Origin of the sequence: Shewanella cutis, assembly GCF_022410515.1 — a bacterium.
GTDB classification, from domain to species: Bacteria; Pseudomonadota; Gammaproteobacteria; order Enterobacterales; family Shewanellaceae; genus Shewanella; species Shewanella cutis.
On record NZ_JACSDI010000001.1, the window covers coordinates 522,616 to 546,347 of the forward strand.

Below are 23,732 nucleotides of genomic sequence, written 5' to 3' on the forward strand. Positions count from 1 at the left end.
AATACCATGAACAGAAGAGACTTTTTAAAAGGCTTAGCCTCAACCTCTTTCGTTGCTTTAGGTGGCAGCTCAGTACTAGCGCCCTTAAATGCGCTGGCCAGCACAGGGCTAAATGAAGACGAATGGCTGACCACAGGCTCCCACTTCGGTGCCTTTAAAATCAAGCGTAAAAACGGCATGATTGCCGAGGTCAAAGCCTTCGATTTAGATAAATATCCAACGGATATGATTAACGGTATCCGCGGTATGGTCTATAACCCATCCCGCGTGCGTTACCCTATGGTTCGCTTAGACTTTTTACTAAAAGGCCATAAGAGTAATACCCAGCAGCGGGGGGATTTCCGCTTTGTTCGTGTGACCTGGGATAAAGCATTAAAGCTGTTTAAACACTCACTCGATGAGGTCCAAACCAAGTACGGTCCATCGGGCTTACACGCAGGACAAACTGGTTGGCGCGCCACGGGGCAACTGCATTCCAGCACCAGCCATATGCAGCGCGCGGTGGGGATGCACGGTAATTTTGTGAAGAAAATCGGTGACTACTCCACCGGTGCCGGCCAAACCATTCTGCCCTATGTATTAGGCTCAACCGAAGTGTATGCCCAAGGCACCTCTTGGCCACTGATCTTAAAAAACAGCAACACGATTGTGCTGTGGTCAAACGATCCTTACAAAAACCTGCAAGTGGGCTGGAACGCAGAAACCCATGAGGCCTTCGCGTACCTCGCGCAATTAAAAGAGAAGGTCAAACAGGGTAAAATCCGCGTGATCAGTATCGACCCTGTGGTGACCAAAACCCAGGTTTACCTTGGCTGTGAGCAGTTATATGTCAACCCACAGACTGACGTAACCCTGATGCTGGCGATCGCCCATGAGATGATCACCCAAAAGCTACACGATGAGAAATTCATCCAAGGTTACAGCTTAGGCTTTGAAGAGTTTGTACCTTACGTGATGGGCACTAAAGATGGTATCGCCAAAACTCCTGAGTGGGCGGCGCCTATCTGCGGTGTTGAACCACACATTATCCGCGATCTGGCAAAAACCTTAGTTAAGGGCCGCACCCAAATCATGATGGGTTGGTGTATTCAGCGCCAACAACACGGTGAACAGCCTTACTGGATGGCCGCGGTACTCGCGACCATGATAGGCCAAATCGGCTTACCCGGCGGCGGTATTAGCTATGGTCATCACTACTCCAGTATTGGTGTGCCAGCGACCACAGCCGCAGCTCCAGGCGCTTTCCCACGTAACTTAGACGAGAATCAAAAACCGCTGTTTGATAGCACAGACTTTAAAGGTGCAAGCAGCACGATTCCCGTTGCCCGCTGGATTGATGCGATTCTAGAACCCGGCAAAACCATTGATGCCAACGGTTCTAAAGTGGTGTACCCCGATATTAAAATGATGATTTTCTCGGGTAATAACCCATGGAACCACCATCAAGACCGTAACCGCATGAAGCAAGCCTTCCAAAAGCTTGAATGTGTGGTCTCAATTGATGTGAACTGGACTGCCACTTGTCGTTTCTCCGACATAGTATTGCCCGCCTGCACCACCTATGAGCGTAACGATATCGACGTGTACGGTGCTTATGCCAACCGCGGTATTCTGGCAATGCAGAAAATGGTCGAGCCTTTGTTTGAAAGTTTGTCTGACTTTGAGATCTTTACTCGTTTTGCCGCGCTGCTGGGTAAAGAGAAAGAATACACCCGCAATATGAGCGAAATGGAGTGGATAGAAACCCTCTATAACGAGTGTAAAGCCGCTAACGCCGGTAAGTATGAGATGCCTGACTTTGCCACCTTCTGGAAGCAAGGTTATGTACACTTTGGTGAAGGCGAATTATGGACGCGCCACGCTGACTTTAGAAACGATCCTGAAATCAATCCATTAGGCACGCCTTCCGGTTTGATTGAAATCTTCAGTCGTAAGATTGAACAGTTTGGCTATGATGACTGCCAAGGCCATCCTATGTGGATGGAAAAAGCTGAACGCAGCCATGGTGGTCCAGGTTCGAATAAATATCCCATGTGGTTGCAATCTTGCCATCCGGATCACCGCTTACACTCACAAATGTGTGAGTCAAAGGAATACCGCGAAACCTACACAGTTAATGGTCGCGAACCTGTATATATTAGCCCTGAAGATGCAAAAAACCGTGGCATTAAAGATGGCGATATCGTGCGAGTCTTTAACGACCGTGGTCAACTGTTAGCTGGGGCAGTGGTATCGGATCGTTTCCCTAAAGGTGTAGTACGAATTCATGAAGGCGCATGGTATGGCCCAGTGGGTAAAGATGGCAGCGTCGAAGGCGGCGCCGAAATCGGTGCCCTGTGCAGCTATGGTGACCCTAATACCCTAACCTTAGACATTGGTACCTCTAAGTTGGCTCAAGCTTGCTCAGCCTATACATGTCTGGTTGAGTTTGAAAAATACCAAGGTAAAGTGCCTAAGGTTAGCTCCTTCGATGGTCCTATCGAAGTTGAAATCTAAGCTAAATGCTGAGACCCCGTCCTGAGCGATAAGTCTTAGGCGATGCGCCTAATTTTCTAGGCGCATTCAACTGTTAATTTTGAGGAAAATGCGATGAGCAACGTCGATATTAATCATGCCAGAGCCTTAGTGTATCAGCTGTTATCTTCTCTGTTTGCCCGGGAAGTTAATGCACAACGTCTGCAGGAACTCACCAGTGATGCGGCGCAGCAATTCTGGACACAACTGGGCCATGAGCCAGAGTTTAGCGCTCCTGTCGCGACCATGCAGAAGGTACTGAATGATTTACAGCGCAATGACGCCTTGCTCGAACTCGCGGCTGATTATTGCGGTTTATTCCTCGTGGGTACTCGGCACAGCGCCTCGCCTTATGCCAGCTTATACTTAAACAGTGAGGATGAGCCCTTACTGTTTGGGCAGCAGCATCAGCAAATGAGTGAATTTTTGCACCAGAGCAAACTGCAAGTGCAGAGTCACTTCCCTGAGCCTGCCGATCACTTAGCCGTAATGCTCGCTTATATGGGACATTTAGCCTGCCACAGTGAAGATGCTGCCCAGTTAAATTTCCTCGATGCTTGCCTCGACTCTTGGTTAGCTAAGTTTGTGGTAAAAGTTGTTGAGTGCGATAGCAAGCACAGCAATGGCTTTTACAGCGCTCTTGCCACGCTGACGCTGGCTTGGGTGCAGCAAGATAAGCAGCAGTTAGAACAGGCAATGCATTGATCGCTATAAGCATAAAGCCTGAGTCGCATTAAGACTCAAAGTTTTGACACAAATTAACCAAATGCGGCTCCCATGGGAGCCGCTTTTTATACCAATCGTATTAAATATCTGTTCATTCAGCGGGAGTTAAACGGGCTTTAGACAAGGCGAAGGCTTGAAGGCATAGTGGCGCTCTGTCGAAAGCCTTAAACGCAGTATAAAGCCCGTTCAACCCCGCCCTTCGGGAGCCTCACTGGCATCTCACTCCCGTGTTACATTGACTTAAAAGGGAATAACCATTTCTTCGTCAATGCGCCTTGGATTGAGATGCCTGTGAGGCTCTGAACTGATTAGATATTTAATGTGATTGGTATTATTTCTCGATTGGCATTGATTAGGCAGAAATAAGTGCTGCTTATGTACTACTCAGGACGACTCACGCCTAGTGCTAACATCTTGTCGCTAAACCTTTTGCTGCTAATCCTGTGTTGCTAGCTCTTTGTTGCAAGCCAATGCTCAAGCGCTGTTATCGACGCCTGCCAGCAAGCAGTCAATTCAGTAACTGCCCTGCTATCTAATACATTTTTCCCTGTAGTGTTGAGTGTTTTTTCCCACTGCTGACAACACTGGGTCAGTGCTTTTAGCCCCATACTGGCACTACTGCCCTTAAGCGCGTGCAATAGCTTTGCGCCCTCGCTGAAATGCGCCACAGAGCTTAGCGCCGAGAGTCGCTCAATTTGCTCAGTACTGGATGTTCGATAGAGCGTCAACATATCACTCACAGCTTTCACGCCTAAGACCTCAATATCTTGCTGTAACTGGTTAAGATCTAACAAGGTTTCAGCCGATTGCGCCAATGGTTCCGCAGATGCGAAGGTTAAGGAAGGACTCGCTGGCAACGAAGCAACACCTAACCATTCTGTCAGTGTTTGCAGGCTCAAGGGTTTGGCTAACACGGTATCAAACCCCACCTCACGATAGAGGCTAAGATCTTCGGCCTGCATCTGCGCAGTAAAAGCGGCAAACTTAACATTTTTTGCCCCAAATAACGCCTTTAACTGCGGTAATAACGCCACGCCAGAACCATCACTCAACTGAATATCTAACATCACGGCATCGAATGCCTTATCAGCACTCACACACTCCAGTGCGAGTTGGCAGCTTGACGCCAAGGTCGAACTGTGGCCTAAATGCGCCAAAAATCCCTGCGCGACCATAGCATTGACCTTGTTATCCTCAACCACTAACACGCGCTGAGTATGCACTTGCTTATGGATCTGTTTTTGGGCATCTTGGGCTTTATCGCATTGCGTAAAGCAGAGTTCAAAACCAAACTCACTGCCCTTGCCAGGCTCACTTTTGACCCAAATACCACGACCATTTGCATCCATCAGCTCAACTAACTGCTTACAAATCGCCAGCCCTAAGCCTGTCCCGCGGCTTCGCCCCTGATTTGGCAATGTACTGTAGGGAATAAATAACTGTTCACGCACCTTGGGGGCAATGCCCACACCTGTATCAGCCACCACAAAGGCTAATCTATCTCCCTGCAGGCTGACATTCAGGCTGACACTGCCTTCGGAGGTAAACTTAATGCCATTACCGATAAGGTTAAACAACACTTGCCGCAGCTTAGGGCCATCGATATTAATACAAGCGGGTAATTGGGGACGGTTCAGCCTTAAACTCAATCCCGCCAGATTAGCGCCCGCTACCATGATAGCCAGCACTTCATCGAGTAGGGCGTTGATATCAGTAGGCCTTGGCTCATTGGTTAAACTACCCTGCTCAAGGCGGGAGAAATCAAGAATATCGTTGAGCACAGTTTGCAATAACGTGCCGCTGTACTGCGACAGGGCGAGCATCTGTTGCTGCGCGGGCGGTAACTGACTCTGTCCTAGCAAGGTTAACGTCCCCAACAACCCATTGAGTGGGGTGCGGATTTCATGGCTCATCGTTGCAAGGAATTGCGATTTGGCCTGACTCGCCTCCTCGGCAACGACCCTTGCCTTAGCATGGCCTTTAGCCTCAGCATCGAGGCGAAGATTTGTCTCGGCTAATTCCTGAGTCCGCGTAGCTACAGTTTGTTCAAGGGCTTTTTTATGCTCGGTCAACTCATCAGCGACCTGACGTAAATCCGCCTGTAATTTAAGGTTATGGGCAGTTTTTCGCTTAAATGCCTCAATTGCATTCGCCATCGCAGTTAATTCATCATCGCCTCGGGCATCAAGACTCACATTGGTAGCGCCTAAACTTAAACGCGACATGGCCTGCGTTGCCTGATTTAACCTTAAAGCAATGCCACGATAAATCACACGATAAATGACCCACCCCATGATCACAAACATCAACATACCCGTGGCCAACAAGCCGAACCGAGCGTAGGACAGCTGCATTAAATAATCACTTCGCGCCAACTCAGCCCTCTGCTGTTGTTGATTGAGCGCACTATCCACCAACGTATTAAGACTATAAAGTTTTTCCGCTAATGCCTGCTGCTGGCGCTGTTGCCGCTGCAAACTTTGGCTCAGGTCTCGCTGTAACTTAATGATCTTTGGCGTGTGTTTAAGGGTAACCAACTCGGCCTTTAAGGCGTTGAGACGACCGGGATCGCGTATCAGCTCAGAAACGGTCGTTAGTGCCATTAAATCGATACCAACCTCTGGCGCCAACAACTCAGTTACAGCTTCCGATGCTTGCTCGATTGCACTCCCTTTTTGCTGATTAATGTGCGCTACAGGATGCGAGGGTAATGTGCTGGCAAAGGTTGCCAATAAACGTGGGACACTCAATTGCAGCTCAGACTGCAACTCCGATACCTCAAATAACTGACTGAGCAGCGCAATTTGATGCACTAATTTGAGCGCGCGATTAAGCTGTTCTTGGATATCGAGCTCACGCTCAATCACATCATCAAGCAGTTGCCCACTGCGTTTATCCCCCGCCATATCGGGATAAGCTTGACTCAGTTTGGCTAAAATTGCCGAATCGACAACCGCTAACTCAGATTGCAGTAACTCAGAAGCATGGGCCGCGGCAACCGATAATTCACGGGCCCTGCGCTGTAACTCATCGCCAAGGGTAATCCGCTGGCCAACACTTTGACCAAGCAAGGTAAGTTGTTCAATAATTTGCCCTGCTAGAACAGGTAAATGATTATCCTCATTCACGTCGAGTGCCAACACTTTGATACTATTTAACATTGTGGCACTTTCAATTTTTAATTTACGGCCGATAAATTCCCGCTGCCGCTCATCTTCAACCTGGCCTAACTGAGTCACGCCATCGGATAACGCATTTGAGGCCTGCACCAATTGGCGCGCAGCTTGAGAGGCGGGCAAGGATTCTTCATACAGGTAACGATCGGCTTGTTTAAGCCAATGTAAACTCAAGCTACCAAGACTCACCAACAGCAATAGCAAAAGCCCAAGCACGCTAAAGGCGAGCATCAGTCTGCCGGTTAAACTACGTCGCGATAAAGATAAAGGAGCCACGCTTGTTCCTTAAACTGTTACAATGCATTCCAAAGAATCACTGTGGATGATATGGGACAATGGAAAAATTTTGGCAAGCTTTGCTCACACTCACCACTATTAGCCTCTTATGCTCACCGGTTGCCAAAGCGAATCCCCAAAGCTGGCCATTAGAGCAACGTAGTCCTTTTAATGCCAAAATCCAGCAGTCACAAGCACTTGATTATCTTCCCCTGACGAAAGCGCAACAAGCTTGGCGTCTGTGTGTCCTGGTCCCTCATCTAAAAGACGCTTATTGGATTGGCATCGATTATGGCCTAATTCAACACGCTAAACACCTTGGCGTATCTCTGGATCTGTTCGAAGCGGGCAGTTATTACCATCAAGATAAACAACTCGCGCAATTAGGCGCCTGCATGAATGGTGACTACGATGCTATTTTACTCGGAGCCGTGAGTCCCAATCTACTCGAGCATTTTCCTCTGCCACTGAGCAAACCCATAATCGCCCTCGTAAATAAGCTCAATTCAGACCTAGTGCTAACCCATATTGGTGTTAACTGGTATCAAATGGGGCTGCGGGCAGGCCAATTTATTAAAGCGGATGCCAAGGTTCACACCCCGACACAACCCACAACCTTGGCGCTCTTCGCTGGACCAGAAAATGTAGGCGGTACCGATTTGGTCGAACAAGGGATTCGTCATGCCCTTGAAGGCAGCAATGTCAGCATCAGTGCCATTCAGCATGCAGATAACAACCGGAATCTCTACCGCGATCAATTACAGATACTGCTAAAAGCGCAGCAGCCCAACTATATTCTCGGCAGTGCAGTTGCAATTGAAGCGGCCGTTAGCACCCTAAAGCAAAAGCACATGACACAGGATATCAAACTCGTCAGCAGTTACTTATCCCCTGCAATTCTGCGAGGACTAAAGCGGCAAAAAGTACTCTACAGCAATGATGACCTTGTGGTGTTACAGGGGAAACTGGCGATTGATGTCGCCGTGAAACAGCTCGAAGGCGCCACGCCATTTGGCGATATTGGTCCCGCTATTGTCGGACGCACAATGTCGACAAACACCCAGTCTGAGCTTAGTTTTAGCCTTGCCGAAGCGGATTTTTATCCTCTATATCAAGTACGGCCGCTATCTTTACCCTAGTCATCCACCTTCGCGGCAAATAAATACCCCTCACCATGAACAGTAACAAAAAGTTCGGCATGGAGCTTATTACGCAAACGGCGGATGATGACATCTATTGTTCTGTCATTGACATCCTGATTACGATGACTGGTTTGCTGCATTAAACGTTCGCGGGAAAGCACCTGTTGTGGATGTAAGACAAAGGCGGTTAATAACTCAAATTCAGCCTTAGTGAGCTTGATAAGCTCCTCCCCTTGGCGCAATTTTCGGCTGTTTAATTCAAGTTGATAACCTTCAAAACTTATCAAATCATCCGGCTGTGATAACTCCTGCACCAACGCTTGCTCGGCTTGTTTTACCAAAGAAATCCGCCACAGTAAATTTTTAACCCTAACCAACAGCTCTCGTAGTTCAAAGGGTTTAGTCACATAATCATCGGCGCCCATCTCGAGGCCAACAATTTTGTCAATGGATTCATCACGGCCCGAGACCAAGATAATCCCCACATGGGAGCGGCTGCGTAACTCGCGAGTTAAGCTCAAACCATCAACACCCGGTAAATTGATATCTAGCATGATCAAATCGATATGCTGACGATTAAACTCGTACCACATTCGCTCGCCATCTGCAGCCTCAACCACGCGATAACCTTCCTTTTCAAAATATCCCTTCAATCGGGCACGAATAATCGCTTCGTCATCAACAACCAGCACACTATAGGCCATGTTCTGTTTCTCTTATTTTGCTTAACTGAATTATTCATACTTTTTCATATTTGCATATGAGAAAAAGGTAAAATATGCGATCTGCATTACTTAATTGCACAAAAATCGGTGGAGCTTTTACAGTCACATCAATATGGCATATGCTTAGGCATATTGATTAGGGTGGACGCTAACAAACTATGAAAGATAATGAATTAGTGATTGATGAAAGACGACATTTTTCACGGATCCTCTTTGCCGCCAGTGCGTCAATACACCAAGGCGAAAACCAATGGCAAACCACAATATTGGATCTCAGCCTAAATGGCGCCTTAGTGGAAGAACCCGTTGGATTTAGCCACACAGGGGAACCTATCACCCTAAGCTTTACCATACAGGGATCGGATATTGAGCTGCAAATGGAGACTGAGTTGGTGCATCAACGTAATCATCAACTTGGGCTTAAATGTAACATTATCGATGTTGACAGCATCAGCCACCTCAAACGTATCGTTGAGCTTAACTTAGGCGATGCCTCGATACTGAATCGTGAATTAGCACTGTTTGTCGAAAAACATCATTCTGCCGATTAAACACTCCGGATTGGGGGCAGACTTGCATCCCGCCAACAGAAAAACAAACAGCGCTCAATGCGCTGTTTGTTTTTAGATTAGATGGCTTCGAGGGCTTCTGATAGTTTGGAAACGCCCACCACTTCCATTCCCGCAGGCGGTTTTTTCGGCACGTTCGCACGGGGGACAATCGCCCGCTTAAAACCATGTTTGGCGGCTTCAACTAAACGTTCTTGCCCATTTGGCACGGGGCGAATTTCGCCAGATAAGCCTACTTCACCAAACACCACTAAATCGCTCGGTAAAATATCCCCACGAAAACTCGATACCATGGCCAGCAGCAAGGTTAAGTCGGCACTGGTTTCAGTCACTTTAACCCCGCCCACCACGTTCACAAACACGTCCTGATCCGACATTTGCAAACCACCGTGGCGATGCATCACTGCAAGCAACATGGCTAAACGGTTTGCATCCATCCCCACTGCCACGCGGCGCGGGTTCGACATCGCCGAATTATCCACCAGCACTTGCAATTCAACTAGTAGCGGACGCGTACCCTCCCATACCACCATGACCAAAGATCCCGAGGATTCCTCCTCGCCACGGGAGAGGAAGATGGCCGAAGGATTAGCAACCTCCTTTAGGCCGCGCTCTGTCATGGCAAACACCCCAAGTTCATTGATCGCCCCAAACCGATTTTTATGGGAGCGCAGGGTGCGATAACGGCTGTCGCTATCCCCTTCAAACATGACTGAGCAATCGATACAGTGCTCGAGCACTTTAGGCCCAGCGAGGCTACCGTCTTTGGTTACATGCCCTACCATAATCACGGCAATGCCGTTTTGCTTGGCAAAGCGAGTTAAATAGGAGGCCGACTCTCGCACCTGCGACACACTGCCCGGACTCGACGCCACATCGCTCATGTGCATGACTTGGATGGAGTCGACAACAATCACTTTCGGGGATTCTTGCAGGGCGATTTCGCAAATCTGCTCCACACTGGTCTCGGATAACATCCGCAGTTTATTGGTGGGCAAACCAAGGCGATGGGCTCGCATGGCAACCTGCTGTAAGGATTCCTCCCCCGTCACATACAATGCAGGCATTTGCTCCGCTAAATGGCATAGGGTTTGAAGCAACAACGTACTCTTGCCCGCACCTGGATGACCGCCAATCAGAATCGCCGAGCCAGGGACAATCCCCCCACCGAGTACACGGTCGAGCTCACCAAAATGGCTCACAATACGGGGTAAAGCATTAAGATCAATTTGATCTAAGGTTTTAACTTCGCTGCTGCCAGCACCGGCATAACCCGCAAACTTCGTTCCCCTTCCGGGCGAGGCGGCACCCAAGCGCACTTCGGTTATCGTATTCCACTCATGGCAAGCACTGCACTGTCCTTGCCAACGTGGAAAATCTTGTCCACACTCATTGCACACGTACGCGGTTTTATTCTTTGCCATAACTTATTAAAATCTGTATAAAATCAATTTAAGTAACTATGAATACTGCCGACATAAGACTAACACAGCACAACATATAACCAAACCATCTGAAGACCTGAGTATCACTTAGCTTTAGGTGAAATAAGCATTAGAAAAGATCCCTACATGAGTTTAGATAACCATAATGCGCTCATAGAACAGCTCAAGCCACTACTCATGGAACCCAACTTCCAAGAGATTTTTCAGCAGCTGACTGCCGATGAAAACAATTCGACCCGTTTTCTGTTGAAAATGGAGTTGAATCGTTTAGCCTCGCCCTGCACGCGGATTATCGATCTTAGGGACAAGTCTGAGTTGCCCTGCAGTGAAATCATGCTGGGCCAACAACGTCATTTTCTGGATGAGCCAGCCAAACACAGCCTGCAAGAAGCGATGTCCTTATATCGTAATAAATATACGCTGGGCGTGTATGAGTACGTCATCGCTGCCCATCAACTCAGGCGACAAAAGCTACGTCAGGTGACACAACAAACGGACGGTGTTGAACCCGAACCTTTTATGGCTCCCGGTGTGGTGCTCGGCAGTTATTTTAATCGCGCCGAAGAGCGAATGAATTACAGTATCCGCATCGCGGTTTCGCAACCTGGACGAACCGAAATGCCGGGGATCACCGTGGACTTATCCATTGGTGGTGCGCGTATTCGCTTGGGGGCGAATCATCCCTTCGATCTCGACAAGCCTCTCAAGGTCAAACTGCTCGAGCTGAGCGAGGAATATTACTATCCCGATCTGCAACTCGGGGTGGATTATCAAATTGTCGACAGTCAAGCCAACGGTGAGTTTATTTGGCTAAGGTTAAAGCGAATTAGTGGCACTGACGCCCTAGGTGAAATGCTAGGTAATTTGATTAGAGGCTACAAACTCCGCTACAAACTCGATGTGAACGATGTTTTGGTGACGGCATCAGGTCTAGGCTTTGAACGCCACTATCTACCACATTTGCCGCATTTGCCTTTGTTTTTTAATCAACAAACGCAATCGATTAGCCATATGCTGCTAAGCCGCGACAATCAGCAGATAGTCCATTATTTTCAAGATGAAAATGATATCAGCCAGTTACCCGCAATGCTGACACCCGCACGGCTCTCTGCGCTACTCCGCCACCCGGAAAATCCTGACTACAGCCTATTTTTTACGTTTACCTATAATGCTCAGGGCTGCTTGTATTTTTATTCGGCCACCTTAGCCGAATTAAAAGCTAAAGATCTGGTGCCATTGTTTTTAGGTTTTGCTTCAACCAAACCAAGTTGGCGTATTTTTAAACTGGTCTCAGATAAAATTTACCATGCCAAAGGTTATCGGCGAGCCACGTTGCCGGGGGATGAAACCCAATACAGCCCGCTGGTGGAACAACAGTTATCGCAGTTCAGCCATTTGTTACAACTCCTTGATTTAACAAATGAGGATGAAAGGGCAACCTACAAGGCGTGGCAGGATGATAGCAATGCCAATGCGCTAAAAGCCTTCGGTCAGCAACGGCTCACCGCCCATCAAATCAAACCGATTGCAATGCAATTTAGTGAACGGCGGCAGGAAGCACGCTTCGCCTTTAAGACCTTAGTCAATGTCTCACAGGGTAACCTTAAAGCAACAGGGATTACCTTGGATATCTCGGGTCGAGGCATGCAGCTCACACTCGATAATCCCACCGAGTTTGTCGTCAACAAACCCTTGATGATCTGTTTACCCAAACTGCAAACCATTGCCGGCAAAACTCAGCTCGATAATTTACCCTACCGCCTAGTACGTACCCGTAAAAATGGTGTGACTCTTCATTTAGCCGCGGTCATGGGACATACCCCCCATGTTGGCGTTGAGTTTTTAAATAAACTGATCGCCCACAATAAAGAAAAATTAGAGCAACTCACTGAAAATAACAGTGAAGCAAACGAGCTTGCTGATGGTCTTAAAAATATTCTATTACGTGAACTCCATTCTGTGCCCTACTTTGTTGAAAAAACAACAAAATCAGCCCAAGTCGCCTGCTTAGGTGTCAGCACTGAACATGATGAAATCAGCAGTATTTTTGCCGCGGGTTCGTCAGATACGCTGCAATATAATCTTGCACCGCTGCTTAAGGATGGCTTCTGTAAACGGGATATTCTCGATCCTATCCGCCAAATGAAGCCACAGCAGGATATGGATTTTATTGAGGTGTTTATCCAATTGACCCGACAGTCCCGCGGTCAATTCCATTTAAAATGTGTTCCTACCACCGAACTTGGGGATGCGCAGGCCAAAATCGCCTTTATCAACCAAAGCAAACTGGCGGGACGCTTTATGGCACTGCGAATTTACCGTGGAGCGACCGAGAAACCAGATATGGGGTATCTGCGCCGCGAATTGGAATATATCAATATCCATGCAAATCACAGGGCAAAACAGCTTGAAGAACAACTATGGCGCATTATCGGCGTGGGGGAATTACTCGATATCACCCAAGAGGTGGAATTAAGATACCCGGCGCTGCAAAAACTCCCCTAGAGTTGCTACCCCCTAGTCCTTCAATACAGCTAGTTCAAAACCTAAATACCAATCGCGGATCAGCGGAAAATGGTCACTCATCGCATCAAGATGGGTCAGCATATCCGCATGACCATAGTCGTGTTTAAAGCCGTTCGCCTTTGAGAGCAAAGTGTATTTCACTTGGCTAAAACCACACTCATTGATCATATCGGCGACATCTTCGGGGTGCCCCAGCACAGTGTCATTTTGACCAGCAATAAACCAAGCCGTTGGCCATTTCGCAGTGTTAGCCGCCTTAGCATAATCAAAACCGTCGTCATGGTCGCGCCACTCACCTCGCACCCAATCGATGCTTTGATTCAATGAGGCCCGGCTCTCGTTATCCATACCTACACGCAGTTTATCGGCAGCCAAATAACCCTGTCCTACCGCTAAACTGGGGGCCAGTCGGTTCCAAAACACATCGACCATTAACCATTTTTTGAAGGATTTAACCCGGATAGTACGTTTACTGCCGAAGGTCAGTAGTGAACGCACACTTTGCTGAAGCTCTGGGTAACGCGCCAATGCGCTCGCCATCAACACGCCGCCCCATGAATGCGCACACCAATGCACTTGAGATGGAGATGGCTTTCCCAGTTCCTCACAGGCTTGTTTATGGATTGCCAAAACATACTGCAGAACTAATGGCAGTTGCTCGCGGATCACCTCACCTTGTCCTAAGGTAAAATCTCTACTGATTTTTGGCAGGCTTAATCCTCGGCCGGCAGTATCGAGCACATAAACTACAAAGCCCGCCTGAGCGAGAAAGCATCCTAAGCCTCGGCCACTCTGGCTGTAAAATACCCGGCCATTGGACATAGCGCCATGTAACATCAGGATCGGTGGCTTCGAAAAATCCGCATTAGCAGGCAACAACTGGCGCAGATGCAGCTGTCCATCTCGGTACGGAATATAGAGGGAAGTTTGTGCGGGCGTCGGCGCCGAGTGTTGGGATGCAGGGGAAGTCAAAGGCAGTCGCTGGTAGTCCATTCATAAACACTAAACTACCAGCTAAGCGTCAAAAAACAAGAGTCATTACTCTAATGTTAACGACTCTGATACAGAGGATAAGTTAAAACTGCAGCAGATAAGGCAATACGCGCAGATCTAAACTGCGGATCCGCGCATCAGCCGCGGCTGCAAGTTTGGGTTTTGCATGGAAGGCAATCCCAAAGTCCGCCGCCTGCACCATAGGGATATCGTTGGCGCCATCGCCTATCGCAACACGTTGCCCCACTGGGATTTGCCATTCTTGGCTACAACGGTTGACCACATCGGCCTTAAACTGGGCATCGACGACTTTTCCGGTGACGGCTCCCGCCAGCTTGCCGTCTGTAATCACTAACTCATTGGCAAAGGCTGCATCTAAATTGAGTAGTTGTTTTAAATGCCCAACAAATGGCGTAAAGCCACCTGATGCGACCACTAAGCGCCAATGATGAGACTTAAGCTCTGCCAGCATTGCTGCTAACCCGGGCATTAATGGCAAGCTCTCACACAGGGTTTGAATAATCTTGGCATCGGCACCTTTAAGCTGGGCAACCCTTTGGCGCAGACTCTGCTCAAAATCCAGCTCGCCCTGCATGGCGCGCTCAGTTATCGCCGCCACTTGATCGCCCACACCTGCCATCGCTGCAAGTTCGTCAATACATTCAATTTGAATCGCTGTAGAATCCATATCCATCACCAACAAGCCAGGTTTACTCAGTTGAGGTAATGGGCCGCGAATAAGGTGTAACTCTGCCTGCGAGGGAAACGTAGCTAAAAACTCGGCAGAGGGTTCTACAGGAAGTGCCAACTCAACACAATGCAGCGTGACTTGACGACGTACTGGTGCGATGGAGAGCGAGGTTAATTTGAGGCTTTTAGCTAGAGAAATAATCCAAGCCGCTAATGAGTCTTCAAGGCTTAAATCTTCGTAAATCAAACGCATAGCAAATTGACTATGGGATGGCCGCCTAGACGACTCTTGATAAACCTCGAAACCAAGCCCCTGATATTCAAAACGAGGTGAAGGGCTAGCAGCTAACCATACAAACAGCGGATTTTGGTTCAAGCTTTCCATAGGACTCGTGTTCTCCAGCTATCGGGCTCACGCAGAATCAATTATGATTAGGCAAGCGCTCTCATTATTAAGGGTCAAAGTGTTATATCTTAAAGGGCTAAAGAAAAGCCATAAAATCAGTAGACTGCTCCAAATCGCCATAGCTCTGACCTTGATGGTGGGCTTAGTGCAATTGTGGCAGACAAGCCTACTACAAGGTCAGTTGCTTCTAAAGTCCCAAACGCAAAAGATGGCCAGATTACTCGTACAACAAACGGCCTACAGTGCAGCACCCGCCCTGCAATTGCAAAATGATGAACAGCTCCAATGGCTCGCCAGCGCTCTAGTTGAAGATCCTAAGGTGATGTCCGCAGCAATATTCAGCGACCAAGGTATACGCTTAGCTTTCGCTCAAAGCCTGACTAACGAGGCGTTAGATCCCGAATCCGAAGAAATGAGCTTACTACTGAGTAAATATCCCCCCTATGTGGAACCCGTTATTCAGGATGGCAAAAATTTAGGCTATGTCGAGGTTAGACTCGATACCAAATTATTCTTTAATGAAATCAAAGAGGCTCATAACCTGAATATGGAGCAGCAACAAATAATGCTGCTGGTTGCGGGTCTAATTGGTATGTTGCTATCTCGCGCCTTATCTTTTAAGCGTGCCGATTTCGACCGTCGCCGCACCCGAGCCAAATTGCGTAAAAACCCCAAGAAGCATAAAGCCATAAAAACAACCGAAGCGGCAGATGAACCTAACCTTGCAGAGAATCAAGATACACAGCAGGATAAAGTTATCGCGAGTGACGAAGAAGCCGCTCAAAAGCCGACAGAAAACAAAGAGGCAGAACAAAATAAAGAAAACCAAGACAATCAGCCTTTGGAGAAAGCTGCAGTCAGTAAATCACCGAATGAAGATAACAATCAAGCCAGCATTCAACCTAAATTGAAGAAAGCTAAAGCAATAACTGAGACAAAAACGCCCCATGAGCCAGAGCAACTATCAGAGCCCACGCCAGAACAAGCGTCTGAGGTGGATCCCCAGGATGAGTCATCTCAGACATCGCCTCAACCTGAAACTCAGTCCAAAGCACATGCTGGCGAAGTCACTTCAACAACTGAGCGACAAACCTTGGTGCTCACCTCGAGTAAACCTAAGGTAAAAGCGGTACGCCGAGTGAAGACCAATACGGCAAAATCCACCGCAGAAAAAGCCCCTGTTCAACCGAGCGATTTAGACACAGACTCAACGGGTTAATGTAAGCGTACTAGGCCAAATTGAAGCGTCTTTGGTCTGCTCCGCATTACAGCTACAGTTAAGCTGACTAATCTAAAAAAGACAGGCAATAAAAAGGGTTCGCAATGCGAACCCTTTTCTTATGACTGCATTAGCAACACATTACAGCGTAATTGCAGCGTCTAATGTCATCACGATCATATCGTTGAACGTGGTTTGACGCTCTTCAGAAGTGGTTTTTTCGCCAGTACGGATATGGTCAGATACCGTTACCACACACAATGCACGGGCACCGAATTCATGGGCAACACCGTATAAACCAGCGGCTTCCATCTCTACGCCTAACACGCCCATTTTTTCCATCACGTCAAACATTTGTGGATCAGGAGTGTAGAACAGATCGGCAGAGAAAACGTTACCAACACGGATCTTAGTACCTTTAACTTTGGCAGATTCGATCACGGCATTCATCAGCTCGTAGTTCGCGATAGCCGCGAAATCTTGGCCTTTGAAACGTAAGCGGTTGACTTGAGAATCGGTACAAGCACCCATGCCGATGATCACATCGCGCACTTTAACGTCAGTGCTGATCGCGCCACAAGTACCCACGCGGATCAGGTTCTTAACGCCGTAGTCTTTAATTAATTCGGTTGCATAGATTGAGCATGAAGGAATACCCATGCCTGAACCCATAACAGAAATACGTTTACCTTTGTAATTACCAGTAAAACCTAGCATGTTTCGAACGTCAGTCACTTGCTCAACATTTTCTAAGAATGTTTCAGCGATATATTTTGCACGTAATGGATCGCCTGGAAACAGAACTGTCTCAGCGAATGCGCCCTCTACAGCATTAATGTGTGGTGTTGCCATCGAAATAACCCCTGTTTATTTTATTAAGACTTAAGTCTTTGTTTACTGGCGGCCCAATGTTGGCCACCAAATCGAGATCTTGCACGTTTACTTAGATAAACGACTCACCGTATTCCATCGGCTCAAGCTTGAAGTAGCTAGCGATAGATTGGCCGATATCGGCGAAACTGTTACGGCGACCGAGTGAGCCGGCTTTCAGTCCTGCGCCATAGGCCAATACAGGCACATATTCACGAGTATGGTCCGTACCTTGCCATGTTGGGTCGCAACCATGGTCAGCGGTGAGGATTAACAGATCGTCCTCATCCAGCAGCGCCAGCATTTCAGGTAAACGCGAGTCGAAATACTCCAGCCCTTTCGCATAACCTGCTACATCACGGCGGTGGCCATAGTGGGAGTCAAAATCAACAAAGTTAGTGAATACGATAGTATTTTCACCCGCTGATTTCACTTCGGCTAACGTTGCATCAAATAACGCTTCTAAACCGTTTGCCTTCACCTTTTTGGTAATGCCACAGTAAGCGTAAATGTCGGCAATCTTGCCCACACTCACCACTTCACCACCGGCGGCTTTTAACTTATCTAACACTGTCTTCGCTGGCGGCTCGAGGGAGTAATCCTTACGGTTACCAGTACGAGCAAAGTCGCTTGGGCCAGTGCCATCGAATGGACGCGCAATCACACGGCCAATGTTATAAGGTTCTAACTCTTCACGAGCGATTTCGCAAAGACGATATAAATTTTCTAAGCCAAATGTGCCTTCATGGCAGGCAATCTGGAATACAGAATCTGCCGAGGTGTAAAAAATTGGCTTGCCAGAGCGCATATGCTCTTCGCCTAATTCTTCCAGAATAGTAGTACCAGAAGCATGGCAGTTACCTAAAAAGCCATCAAGACCCGCGCGGACTAAAATCTTATCCGTCAGTTCTTTCGGGAATGAATTTTGGTGCTCACTAAAATAGCCCCATTCGAATAACACGGGTACGCCCGCCATTTCCCAGTGGCCGCTCGGGGTATCTTTGCCCGAGCTCAATTCCTGAGCATGTCCATAGGCACCAATCAAGTCAACATTGTCGGCAAAGCCAGGAGCAAACGCGCCAGTACTTTCCATCGCCGCATGGGCTAAACCTAAACGCGCTAAGTTAGGCAGTTTTAACGGACCTTCACGACCGATATCGGCTTTACCTTCAGCACAGGCTTTGGCGATATGACCAAAAGTGTCAGAACCGATATCGCCAAACTTGGCGGCATCGCCAGCAGCGCCCACGCCAAAGGAATCCAACATCATTATAACTGTACGTTTCATAATTCTTCCTTAAAGATCCGTTGCTCGGATATAAGCATAGATCTCAGGTGTTTTTTCTGGAGCGACTTCATCGATATGAATCGCTTTTTTCACCGCGTCTTCGGCCTGTGCAAAGGCTTCTTCGGATTGCGCGTGGATAACAGCAATCGGCGTAGAAGCATCAATCTTATCGCCAAGGGCACAGACTTGAGTCAGACCAACACTGTAGTCTAGCGCATCACCAGGTTTACGGCGGCCACCACCTAAGGTCACCACAGCTAAACCAAGTTCGCGGGTGTCCATACTGTGGGCATAACCTTGAGTATCCGCAAAGACAGGGCGAATAATTTGCGATTGCGGTAAGTACTTACTGTAGTTTTCAACAAAATCGACAGGGCCACCGAGGCCTGAAACCATCTTGCCGAAGATTTCGGCAGCACGGCCGTTATCTAATACACGGTTTAACTTAGCACGGGCATCCGCTTCATCGGTCGCGAGGCCACCAAGGAGTAACATCTCGGCACAAAGCCCCATCGTCACAGCGTAAAGACGAGGATTACGGTAAGCACCGGTTAAGAAATCAATGGCTTCTTTCACTTCAAGTGCATTACCTGCACATGAGGCTAACACTTGGTTCATGTCGGTAAGTAATGCCGTGGTTTTAGTACCAGCGCCATTGGCTACCGCAGCGATACTGCGCGCTAGCTCTTCAGAGGCTTCGTAAGTCGGCATAAATGCACCGCTACCGACTTTAACGTCCATAGCTAATGCATCGAGACTACAGGCTAATTTCTTAGAGAGAATAGAGGCAGTAATGAGGGAAATAGATTCGACGGTAGCAGTGTTGTCACGGATGGAGTAGAAGCGTTTATCAGCGGGAACCAGATCGCCTGTTTGGCCAATAATCGCCACACCGACATCTTTTACCACTTTGCGGAACAATTCACTCGAAGGTTCAGTTTGGTAACCGGGAATTGCATCAAACTTATCGAGCGTACCGCCTGTGTGTCCGAGTCCGCGCCCCGAAATCATCGGTACATAGCCACCACAAGCAGCCGCCATGGGGCCGAGCATAAGACTAATCACATCACCGACACCACCTGTGCTGTGTTTATCGATAACAGGGCCATTAAGATTGAGTGATTGCCAATTGAGTACAGTGCCAGAATCGCGCATTGCCGTGGTCAAAGCGATTCTTTCATCCATATTCATGTCATTAAAGTACACCGCCATGCCTAATGCAGCGATTTGTCCTTCCGACACTGCATTGGTGGTTATGCCCTTAACGAAGAACTGTATCTCTTCGGCACTTAAGACTAACCCATTGCGTTTCTTACGTATAATTTCTTGAGCTAGAAACATGATACTGCCTCCAAGCTAAATACTAATACAACATATCTGTTATTTAGCTTTGCAATGAAACATCAAAACTGTAGCAATATTACAATTACATGCTATCGAAGTTTTGATGTTCCCAACTAGATTTAGGTCACACTTAATTAGTTTCGATATACGATTAATAGCCTTGAGTCGGCTTAGGCGCATCGGCTAATTCTAGTGTGTGTAGCAAGCTGTTAAGCAAGCTTGAAGCACCAAATCTAAAGGTGCGTGGAGACACCCAATCAGCCCCCAGAATACGCTCAGCCACACCTAAAAACTCAGCAGCTTGAGCAGCATCACGTACACCACCGGCAGGCTTAAAGCCGACGTTAGTGTTCTTTTCACTGATCACTGTGAGCATAATTTCAGCCGCTTCCAAGGTCGCATTCACAGGCACTTTACCTGTTGAAGTCTTAATAAAGTCAGCACCCGCTTCGATAGAAAGTTCAGAGGCGCGGCGGATAAGTGCAGGATCAGCTAACACGCCCGATTCAATAATCACTTTAAGTAATACTTCATCACAGGCTTCCTTACAGGCTTTAACTAGCTCGTAGCCGACAGTTTCATTACCTTCCATCAGCGCGCGGTATGGGAACACTACATCCACTTCATCGGCGCCATAGGCAACGGCTGCACGGGTTTCTAATACGGCGATAGCAATATCATCGTTACCGTGTGGGAAGTTAGTAACAGTGGCGATTTGAATATCTTCAGCACCCAGTTCATCAAGGGTTTTACGTGCGATAGGAATAAAGCGAGGATAAATACAGATAGCAGCGGTGTTGCCTGCAGGCGTCACCGCTTTGTGACACAGATCGATCACTTTCTGATCGGTATCGTCATCGTTTAGGGTAGTTAAATCCATAAGTTCGATGGCGCGTTGTGCTGCTTTTTTTAAATCAGTCATTATAGCTCTCCAAAATAAAAACAAATAAAAGAAATCAGTCGCTTATAAGCAACGCTTAGAGGTGGCTTTGTTTTGATTATTTTTATATGGCCGGGCCTTCAGGCTATGCCGAGTAATTTGTGTAGGGCAAATTACATGATTATTAGGTATTCAATCTTGCCTATGCATAATACATACGCATCCTGACACTTAAATTAACTATAAGTGATCACGACTTGAATCCTTGAAGACCGGAAGAGAGGAGACGAATAATATCTTGTTCCTACTTTTCCGCGAAAAATCCGTTTTAGCGCGAGAAAAACACAAACCTTTATATAAACGCACTGCTCAAATTATAAATGTGTTTAGATAAAGATTCATGACACATAAAAATGGAGCCACCATCGCGGCTCCATTAGTCTTACAAGAAATTAGAACTTGTAAGTTGCAGTGAAGTAGTGAGCGAAACCTTTAGTTTCTAAACCAAATGTTCCTTCATCCTTCAGCAAATAAACATCGCTATAGGCTTTCAGGCCATAACCAAGCGCATAGTTATCTGAATGCCAGTGCAGACCGAAGTATGCAGCACCACCATTAGAAGTAAATGTAGTGTTTACGTACTGACCATTGGCATCATAAGCGTTAACTTCATCAGCACCGAACTGATAATCAACATAGCCTTGGAAAGCGATAAAACTGCCATTATCAAAGTTAACAACTGGTTTGAACCAGTTCATAGAAAATTGATAACCGTTCCAATCTTTACCATTCAGATCGTAGTAAGCGTATAAGTTCATGCCAGTTTTACCTAGCCATGGAACCATAACGTCAGCACCTAGACCCCAGAATGTAGAGTTTACACCCTCACCAATTCTGTCATCCCAGTTAAACAAAGTTGAAAAATATACTTCTTGAATAGGACCAACAGAAAGATCCATGCCAGTGATAGCATCAAGTGAGAAACGTGGAGCAAATTTCATGAAAATTTTGCTTTTACCACTACCAGCAGCTTTATCACCGTAATCACGGTTAGTTACGTTGAACACATCAACATAACCGTATAAATCAACAACACCAGCGCGTCCACCAAATTCCATCTCTAGGTAATCGTGACCGTTATCAGTAGAGCCATCACGAGGCAGTTCGTTTACTGCATACATAGCGTTAAACTGCATCCAGCTGTAATCGCCTGCACGTAGGTCAGAACGATCAGCAGCAAATGCGTTACCAGAGATTGCTGCTACGGCAGTAGCAGCTAAAGCTAAAGTTTTAACGTTTTTCATCATCAACCCCATTATTTTTGGTTGCTACCGTCTTGGGTAGCGTTCTTTTTGTGGCGTTCGCATTCTACCTCGATTAAAAAAAATCTCAATAATCTAGCGTAAAATCACGAACACAAAATTCTTAATTGTGAACAAAGTCGCGACTTATTGTTTACGACAAATTAACTTAACCGTACATCACGACTATTAAGGCAGCATCACAACATAAGTTTAGTTGCAATCTGTCCGAGACAATCGGAGAAACTATTCACTACAGGAATCACTACTGGAAAATGGTTGAATTAACTTAGGTCCTGTCCTGTATGGCCAGGACCTAGTTATCGGGGAGAATCTCCCCTACGTTTCTATGCTTAGATAGCTAAGAACAGACCCGCAATAGTTGCACTCATTAAGTTAGCTAAAGAGCCAGCGATAACCGCACGGATACCCATCTTAGCTAAATCATGGCGACGGTTTGGTGCCATTGCACCTAAACCACCCAGCAGAATCGCGATAGAAGACAAGTTTGCGAAACCACACAGTGCAAACGAAACAATCGCTTTGGTTCTGTCAGTCATCGCTAAACCTGTTTCAGCAACCACCATACCGCCATCAGCAATGTCTTTTAAGTATGGAGCGAAGTTCAGGTAAGCGACGAATTCGTTAACAATGATCTTTTGACCAATGAAAGAACCTGCGACTAACGCTTCGTTCCAAGGCACACCGATAAGGAATGCCAAAGGCATAAATACATAGCCAAGGATCAGTTCCAGTGTTAAACCTTCAACACCAAACCAACCACCTACACCACCGATGATACCGTTGATCATCGCGATCAAACCAACGAAGGCTAACAGCATTGCACCCACGTTTAACGCTAAGTGCATACCTGATGAAGCACCCGCAGCAGCAGCGTCTAATACGTTCGCTGGCTTATCAGGATCTTCTGGTAACTCATCCATATCGTTTTTAGCAACTTCAGTTTCTGGGTGCATCAGCTTAGCCATTAATAGACCACCTGGTGCCGCCATGAAAGATGCAGCAACTAAGTACTCAATAGGCACGCCCATTTGCGCGTAACCAGCAAGTACAGAACCTGCAATAGAAGCTAGACCACCGACCATGATCGCAAACAGTTCTGATTGAGTCATAGTAGGAATGAATGGACGAACCACTAACGGCGCTTCAGTTTGACCAACGAAGATGTTAGCTGTCGCAGACATAGATTCAGTACGGCTTGTGCCTAATGCTTTTTGCAGACCACCACCGATGATACGGATGATCCACTGCATTACGCCTAAGTAGTACAGTACGGCGATTAAAGAAGAGAAGAACACAATAACGGGTAACACGTTTACTGCGAAGATAAAGCCAAGTTTGAAGTTAGCTAAATCACCAAACAGGAAGCCGATACCGTTTTGCGCATAACCGATAACGCTAGAAACAGCGTCAGACATACCTTTCAGAATGTCTTTACCGACAGGAACGTACAGTACAAAACCACCGAAGGCGGCCTGGATGGCTAATGCTCCACCCACTGTACGTAAATTAATTGCTTTTTTGTTATTCGATAGGAGGAAACCTATCGCAAGTAGGACGACCACCCCTACTAAGCTCATCAATATATTCATTAACCATCACCCTATTGTTAACACTTTTT

General features: G+C 47.1%; 17 protein-coding genes. 6 read left to right on the forward strand and 11 right to left on the reverse strand.

The features are described 5' to 3' along the window. The first annotated feature begins 6 nt into the window (after window positions 1-6). Both torA and torD read left to right on the forward strand, forming a co-directional pair. Window positions 7-2,496 (forward strand): trimethylamine-N-oxide reductase TorA, encoded by a 2,490-nt coding sequence (torA, locus tag H9J30_RS02470; protein WP_240129533.1) that lies wholly within the window; start codon window positions 7-9, stop codon window positions 2,494-2,496. A gap of 93 nt (window positions 2,497-2,589) precedes the next feature. Further along, a complete protein-coding gene (gene torD, locus H9J30_RS02475) occupies window positions 2,590-3,219 on the forward strand; it encodes a molecular chaperone TorD (RefSeq protein WP_240129534.1) in 630 nt (209 codons plus the stop codon). A gap of 470 nt (window positions 3,220-3,689) precedes the next feature. On the opposite strand, the gene torS is transcribed toward torD, so the two are convergent. Next, a complete protein-coding gene (gene torS, locus H9J30_RS02480) occupies window positions 3,690-6,692 on the reverse strand; it encodes a TMAO reductase system sensor histidine kinase/response regulator TorS (protein WP_240129535.1) in 3,003 nt (1,000 codons plus the stop codon). Window positions 6,693-6,751: 59 nt separating this feature from the next. On the opposite strand from torS, the gene torT reads away from it, so the two are divergent. Next, a complete protein-coding gene (gene torT / locus H9J30_RS02485) occupies window positions 6,752-7,831 on the forward strand; it encodes a TMAO reductase system periplasmic protein TorT (protein WP_240129536.1) in 1,080 nt (359 codons plus the stop codon). On the opposite strand, the gene torR is transcribed toward torT, so the two are convergent. Next, a complete protein-coding gene (torR, locus tag H9J30_RS02490; RefSeq protein ID WP_240129537.1) occupies window positions 7,828-8,538 on the reverse strand; it encodes a two-component system response regulator TorR in 711 nt (236 codons plus the stop codon). The genes torT and torR overlap by 4 nt on opposite strands. A gap of 200 nt (window positions 8,539-8,738) precedes the next feature. On the opposite strand from torR, the gene H9J30_RS02495 reads away from it, so the two are divergent. Further along, complete coding sequence (locus H9J30_RS02495; RefSeq protein WP_240130051.1) at window positions 8,739-9,110, forward strand: PilZ domain-containing protein; 372 nt, start codon at window positions 8,739-8,741, stop codon at window positions 9,108-9,110. A 77-nt stretch (window positions 9,111-9,187) separates the two neighbouring features. Here H9J30_RS02495 and radA read toward each other — a convergent pair whose 3' ends face one another. Next, window positions 9,188-10,552: a DNA repair protein RadA gene (radA, locus tag H9J30_RS02500; protein ID WP_240129538.1), complete on the reverse strand. Its 1,365-nt coding sequence runs from the start codon at window positions 10,550-10,552 to the stop codon at window positions 9,188-9,190. Window positions 10,553-10,699: 147 nt separating this feature from the next. On the opposite strand from radA, the gene H9J30_RS02505 reads away from it, so the two are divergent. Next, on the forward strand, window positions 10,700-13,078 hold the full coding sequence (locus H9J30_RS02505; protein ID WP_240129539.1) for a PilZ domain-containing protein: 2,379 nt from the start codon (window positions 10,700-10,702) through the stop codon (window positions 13,076-13,078). Window positions 13,079-13,090: 12 nt separating this feature from the next. Here the strand turns inward: H9J30_RS02505 and H9J30_RS02510 are convergent, their stop codons facing one another. Together H9J30_RS02510 and serB are read right to left on the reverse strand one after the other, a co-directional pair. Continuing rightward, window positions 13,091-14,092 carry an alpha/beta fold hydrolase gene (locus tag H9J30_RS02510; RefSeq protein WP_240129540.1) on the reverse strand — a complete coding sequence of 334 codons (1,002 nt, stop codon included), beginning with the start codon at window positions 14,090-14,092 and terminating at the stop codon, window positions 13,091-13,093. An 82-nt stretch (window positions 14,093-14,174) separates the two neighbouring features. Next, on the reverse strand, window positions 14,175-15,167 hold the full coding sequence (serB, locus tag H9J30_RS02515) for a phosphoserine phosphatase SerB (protein ID WP_240129541.1): 993 nt from the start codon (window positions 15,165-15,167) through the stop codon (window positions 14,175-14,177). A gap of 79 nt (window positions 15,168-15,246) precedes the next feature. On the opposite strand from serB, the gene H9J30_RS02520 reads away from it, so the two are divergent. Then, complete coding sequence (locus tag H9J30_RS02520) at window positions 15,247-16,407, forward strand: YtjB family periplasmic protein (RefSeq protein WP_345795749.1); 1,161 nt, start codon at window positions 15,247-15,249, stop codon at window positions 16,405-16,407. 141 nt (window positions 16,408-16,548) lie between these two features. Here the strand turns inward: H9J30_RS02520 and deoD are convergent, their stop codons facing one another. The 6 genes from deoD to H9J30_RS02550 all read right to left on the reverse strand — a co-directional run bounded on the left by deoD (window position 16,549) and on the right by H9J30_RS02550 (window position 23,703). Beyond that, window positions 16,549-17,259, reverse strand: a complete 711-nt coding sequence (gene deoD, locus H9J30_RS02525; protein WP_240129543.1) for a purine-nucleoside phosphorylase — start codon at window positions 17,257-17,259, stop codon at window positions 16,549-16,551. A gap of 91 nt (window positions 17,260-17,350) precedes the next feature. After that, entirely contained in the window at window positions 17,351-18,565 is a 1,215-nt protein-coding gene (locus H9J30_RS02530; protein ID WP_240129544.1) for a phosphopentomutase, read from the reverse strand. 9 nt (window positions 18,566-18,574) lie between these two features. Then, entirely contained in the window at window positions 18,575-19,906 is a 1,332-nt protein-coding gene (gene deoA / locus H9J30_RS02535; RefSeq protein WP_240129545.1) for a thymidine phosphorylase, read from the reverse strand. A 154-nt stretch (window positions 19,907-20,060) separates the two neighbouring features. Beyond that, window positions 20,061-20,831: a deoxyribose-phosphate aldolase gene (gene deoC / locus H9J30_RS02540; RefSeq protein ID WP_240129546.1), complete on the reverse strand. Its 771-nt coding sequence runs from the start codon at window positions 20,829-20,831 to the stop codon at window positions 20,061-20,063. Window positions 20,832-21,241: 410 nt separating this feature from the next. Further along, window positions 21,242-22,093, reverse strand: a complete 852-nt coding sequence (locus H9J30_RS02545) for a nucleoside-specific channel-forming Tsx family protein (protein WP_240130052.1) — start codon at window positions 22,091-22,093, stop codon at window positions 21,242-21,244. A 350-nt stretch (window positions 22,094-22,443) separates the two neighbouring features. Next, entirely contained in the window at window positions 22,444-23,703 is a 1,260-nt protein-coding gene (locus H9J30_RS02550) for a NupC/NupG family nucleoside CNT transporter (protein WP_240129547.1), read from the reverse strand. Between the last annotated feature and the right edge of the window lie 29 nt (window positions 23,704-23,732).

What these genes read in the sequence shown, in the direction of transcription:
- torA (WP_240129533.1), top strand. Translation starts at nt 7, where the DNA reads ATGAACAGAAGAGACTTTTTAAAAGGCTTAGCCTCAACCTCTTTCGTT.
- torD (WP_240129534.1), top strand. Translation starts at nt 2,590, where the DNA reads ATGAGCAACGTCGATATTAATCATGCCAGAGCCTTAGTGTATCAGCTG.
- torT (WP_240129536.1), top strand. Translation starts at nt 6,752, where the DNA reads ATGGAAAAATTTTGGCAAGCTTTGCTCACACTCACCACTATTAGCCTC.
- torR (WP_240129537.1), bottom strand. Translation starts at nt 8,538, where the DNA reads ATGGCCTATAGTGTGCTGGTTGTTGATGACGAAGCGATTATTCGTGCC.
- radA (WP_240129538.1), bottom strand. Translation starts at nt 10,552, where the DNA reads ATGGCAAAGAATAAAACCGCGTACGTGTGCAATGAGTGTGGACAAGAT.
- H9J30_RS02505 (WP_240129539.1), top strand. Translation starts at nt 10,700, where the DNA reads ATGAGTTTAGATAACCATAATGCGCTCATAGAACAGCTCAAGCCACTA.
- H9J30_RS02510 (WP_240129540.1), bottom strand. Translation starts at nt 14,092, where the DNA reads ATGGACTACCAGCGACTGCCTTTGACTTCCCCTGCATCCCAACACTCG.
- serB (WP_240129541.1), bottom strand. Translation starts at nt 15,167, where the DNA reads ATGGAAAGCTTGAACCAAAATCCGCTGTTTGTATGGTTAGCTGCTAGC.
- deoD (WP_240129543.1), bottom strand. Translation starts at nt 17,259, where the DNA reads ATGGCAACACCACACATTAATGCTGTAGAGGGCGCATTCGCTGAGACA.
- H9J30_RS02530 (WP_240129544.1), bottom strand. Translation starts at nt 18,565, where the DNA reads ATGAAACGTACAGTTATAATGATGTTGGATTCCTTTGGCGTGGGCGCT.
- deoA (WP_240129545.1), bottom strand. Translation starts at nt 19,906, where the DNA reads ATGTTTCTAGCTCAAGAAATTATACGTAAGAAACGCAATGGGTTAGTC.
- deoC (WP_240129546.1), bottom strand. Translation starts at nt 20,831, where the DNA reads ATGACTGATTTAAAAAAAGCAGCACAACGCGCCATCGAACTTATGGAT.
- H9J30_RS02545 (WP_240130052.1), bottom strand. Translation starts at nt 22,093, where the DNA reads ATGAAAAACGTTAAAACTTTAGCTTTAGCTGCTACTGCCGTAGCAGCA.
- H9J30_RS02550 (WP_240129547.1), bottom strand. Translation starts at nt 23,703, where the DNA reads ATGAATATATTGATGAGCTTAGTAGGGGTGGTCGTCCTACTTGCGATA.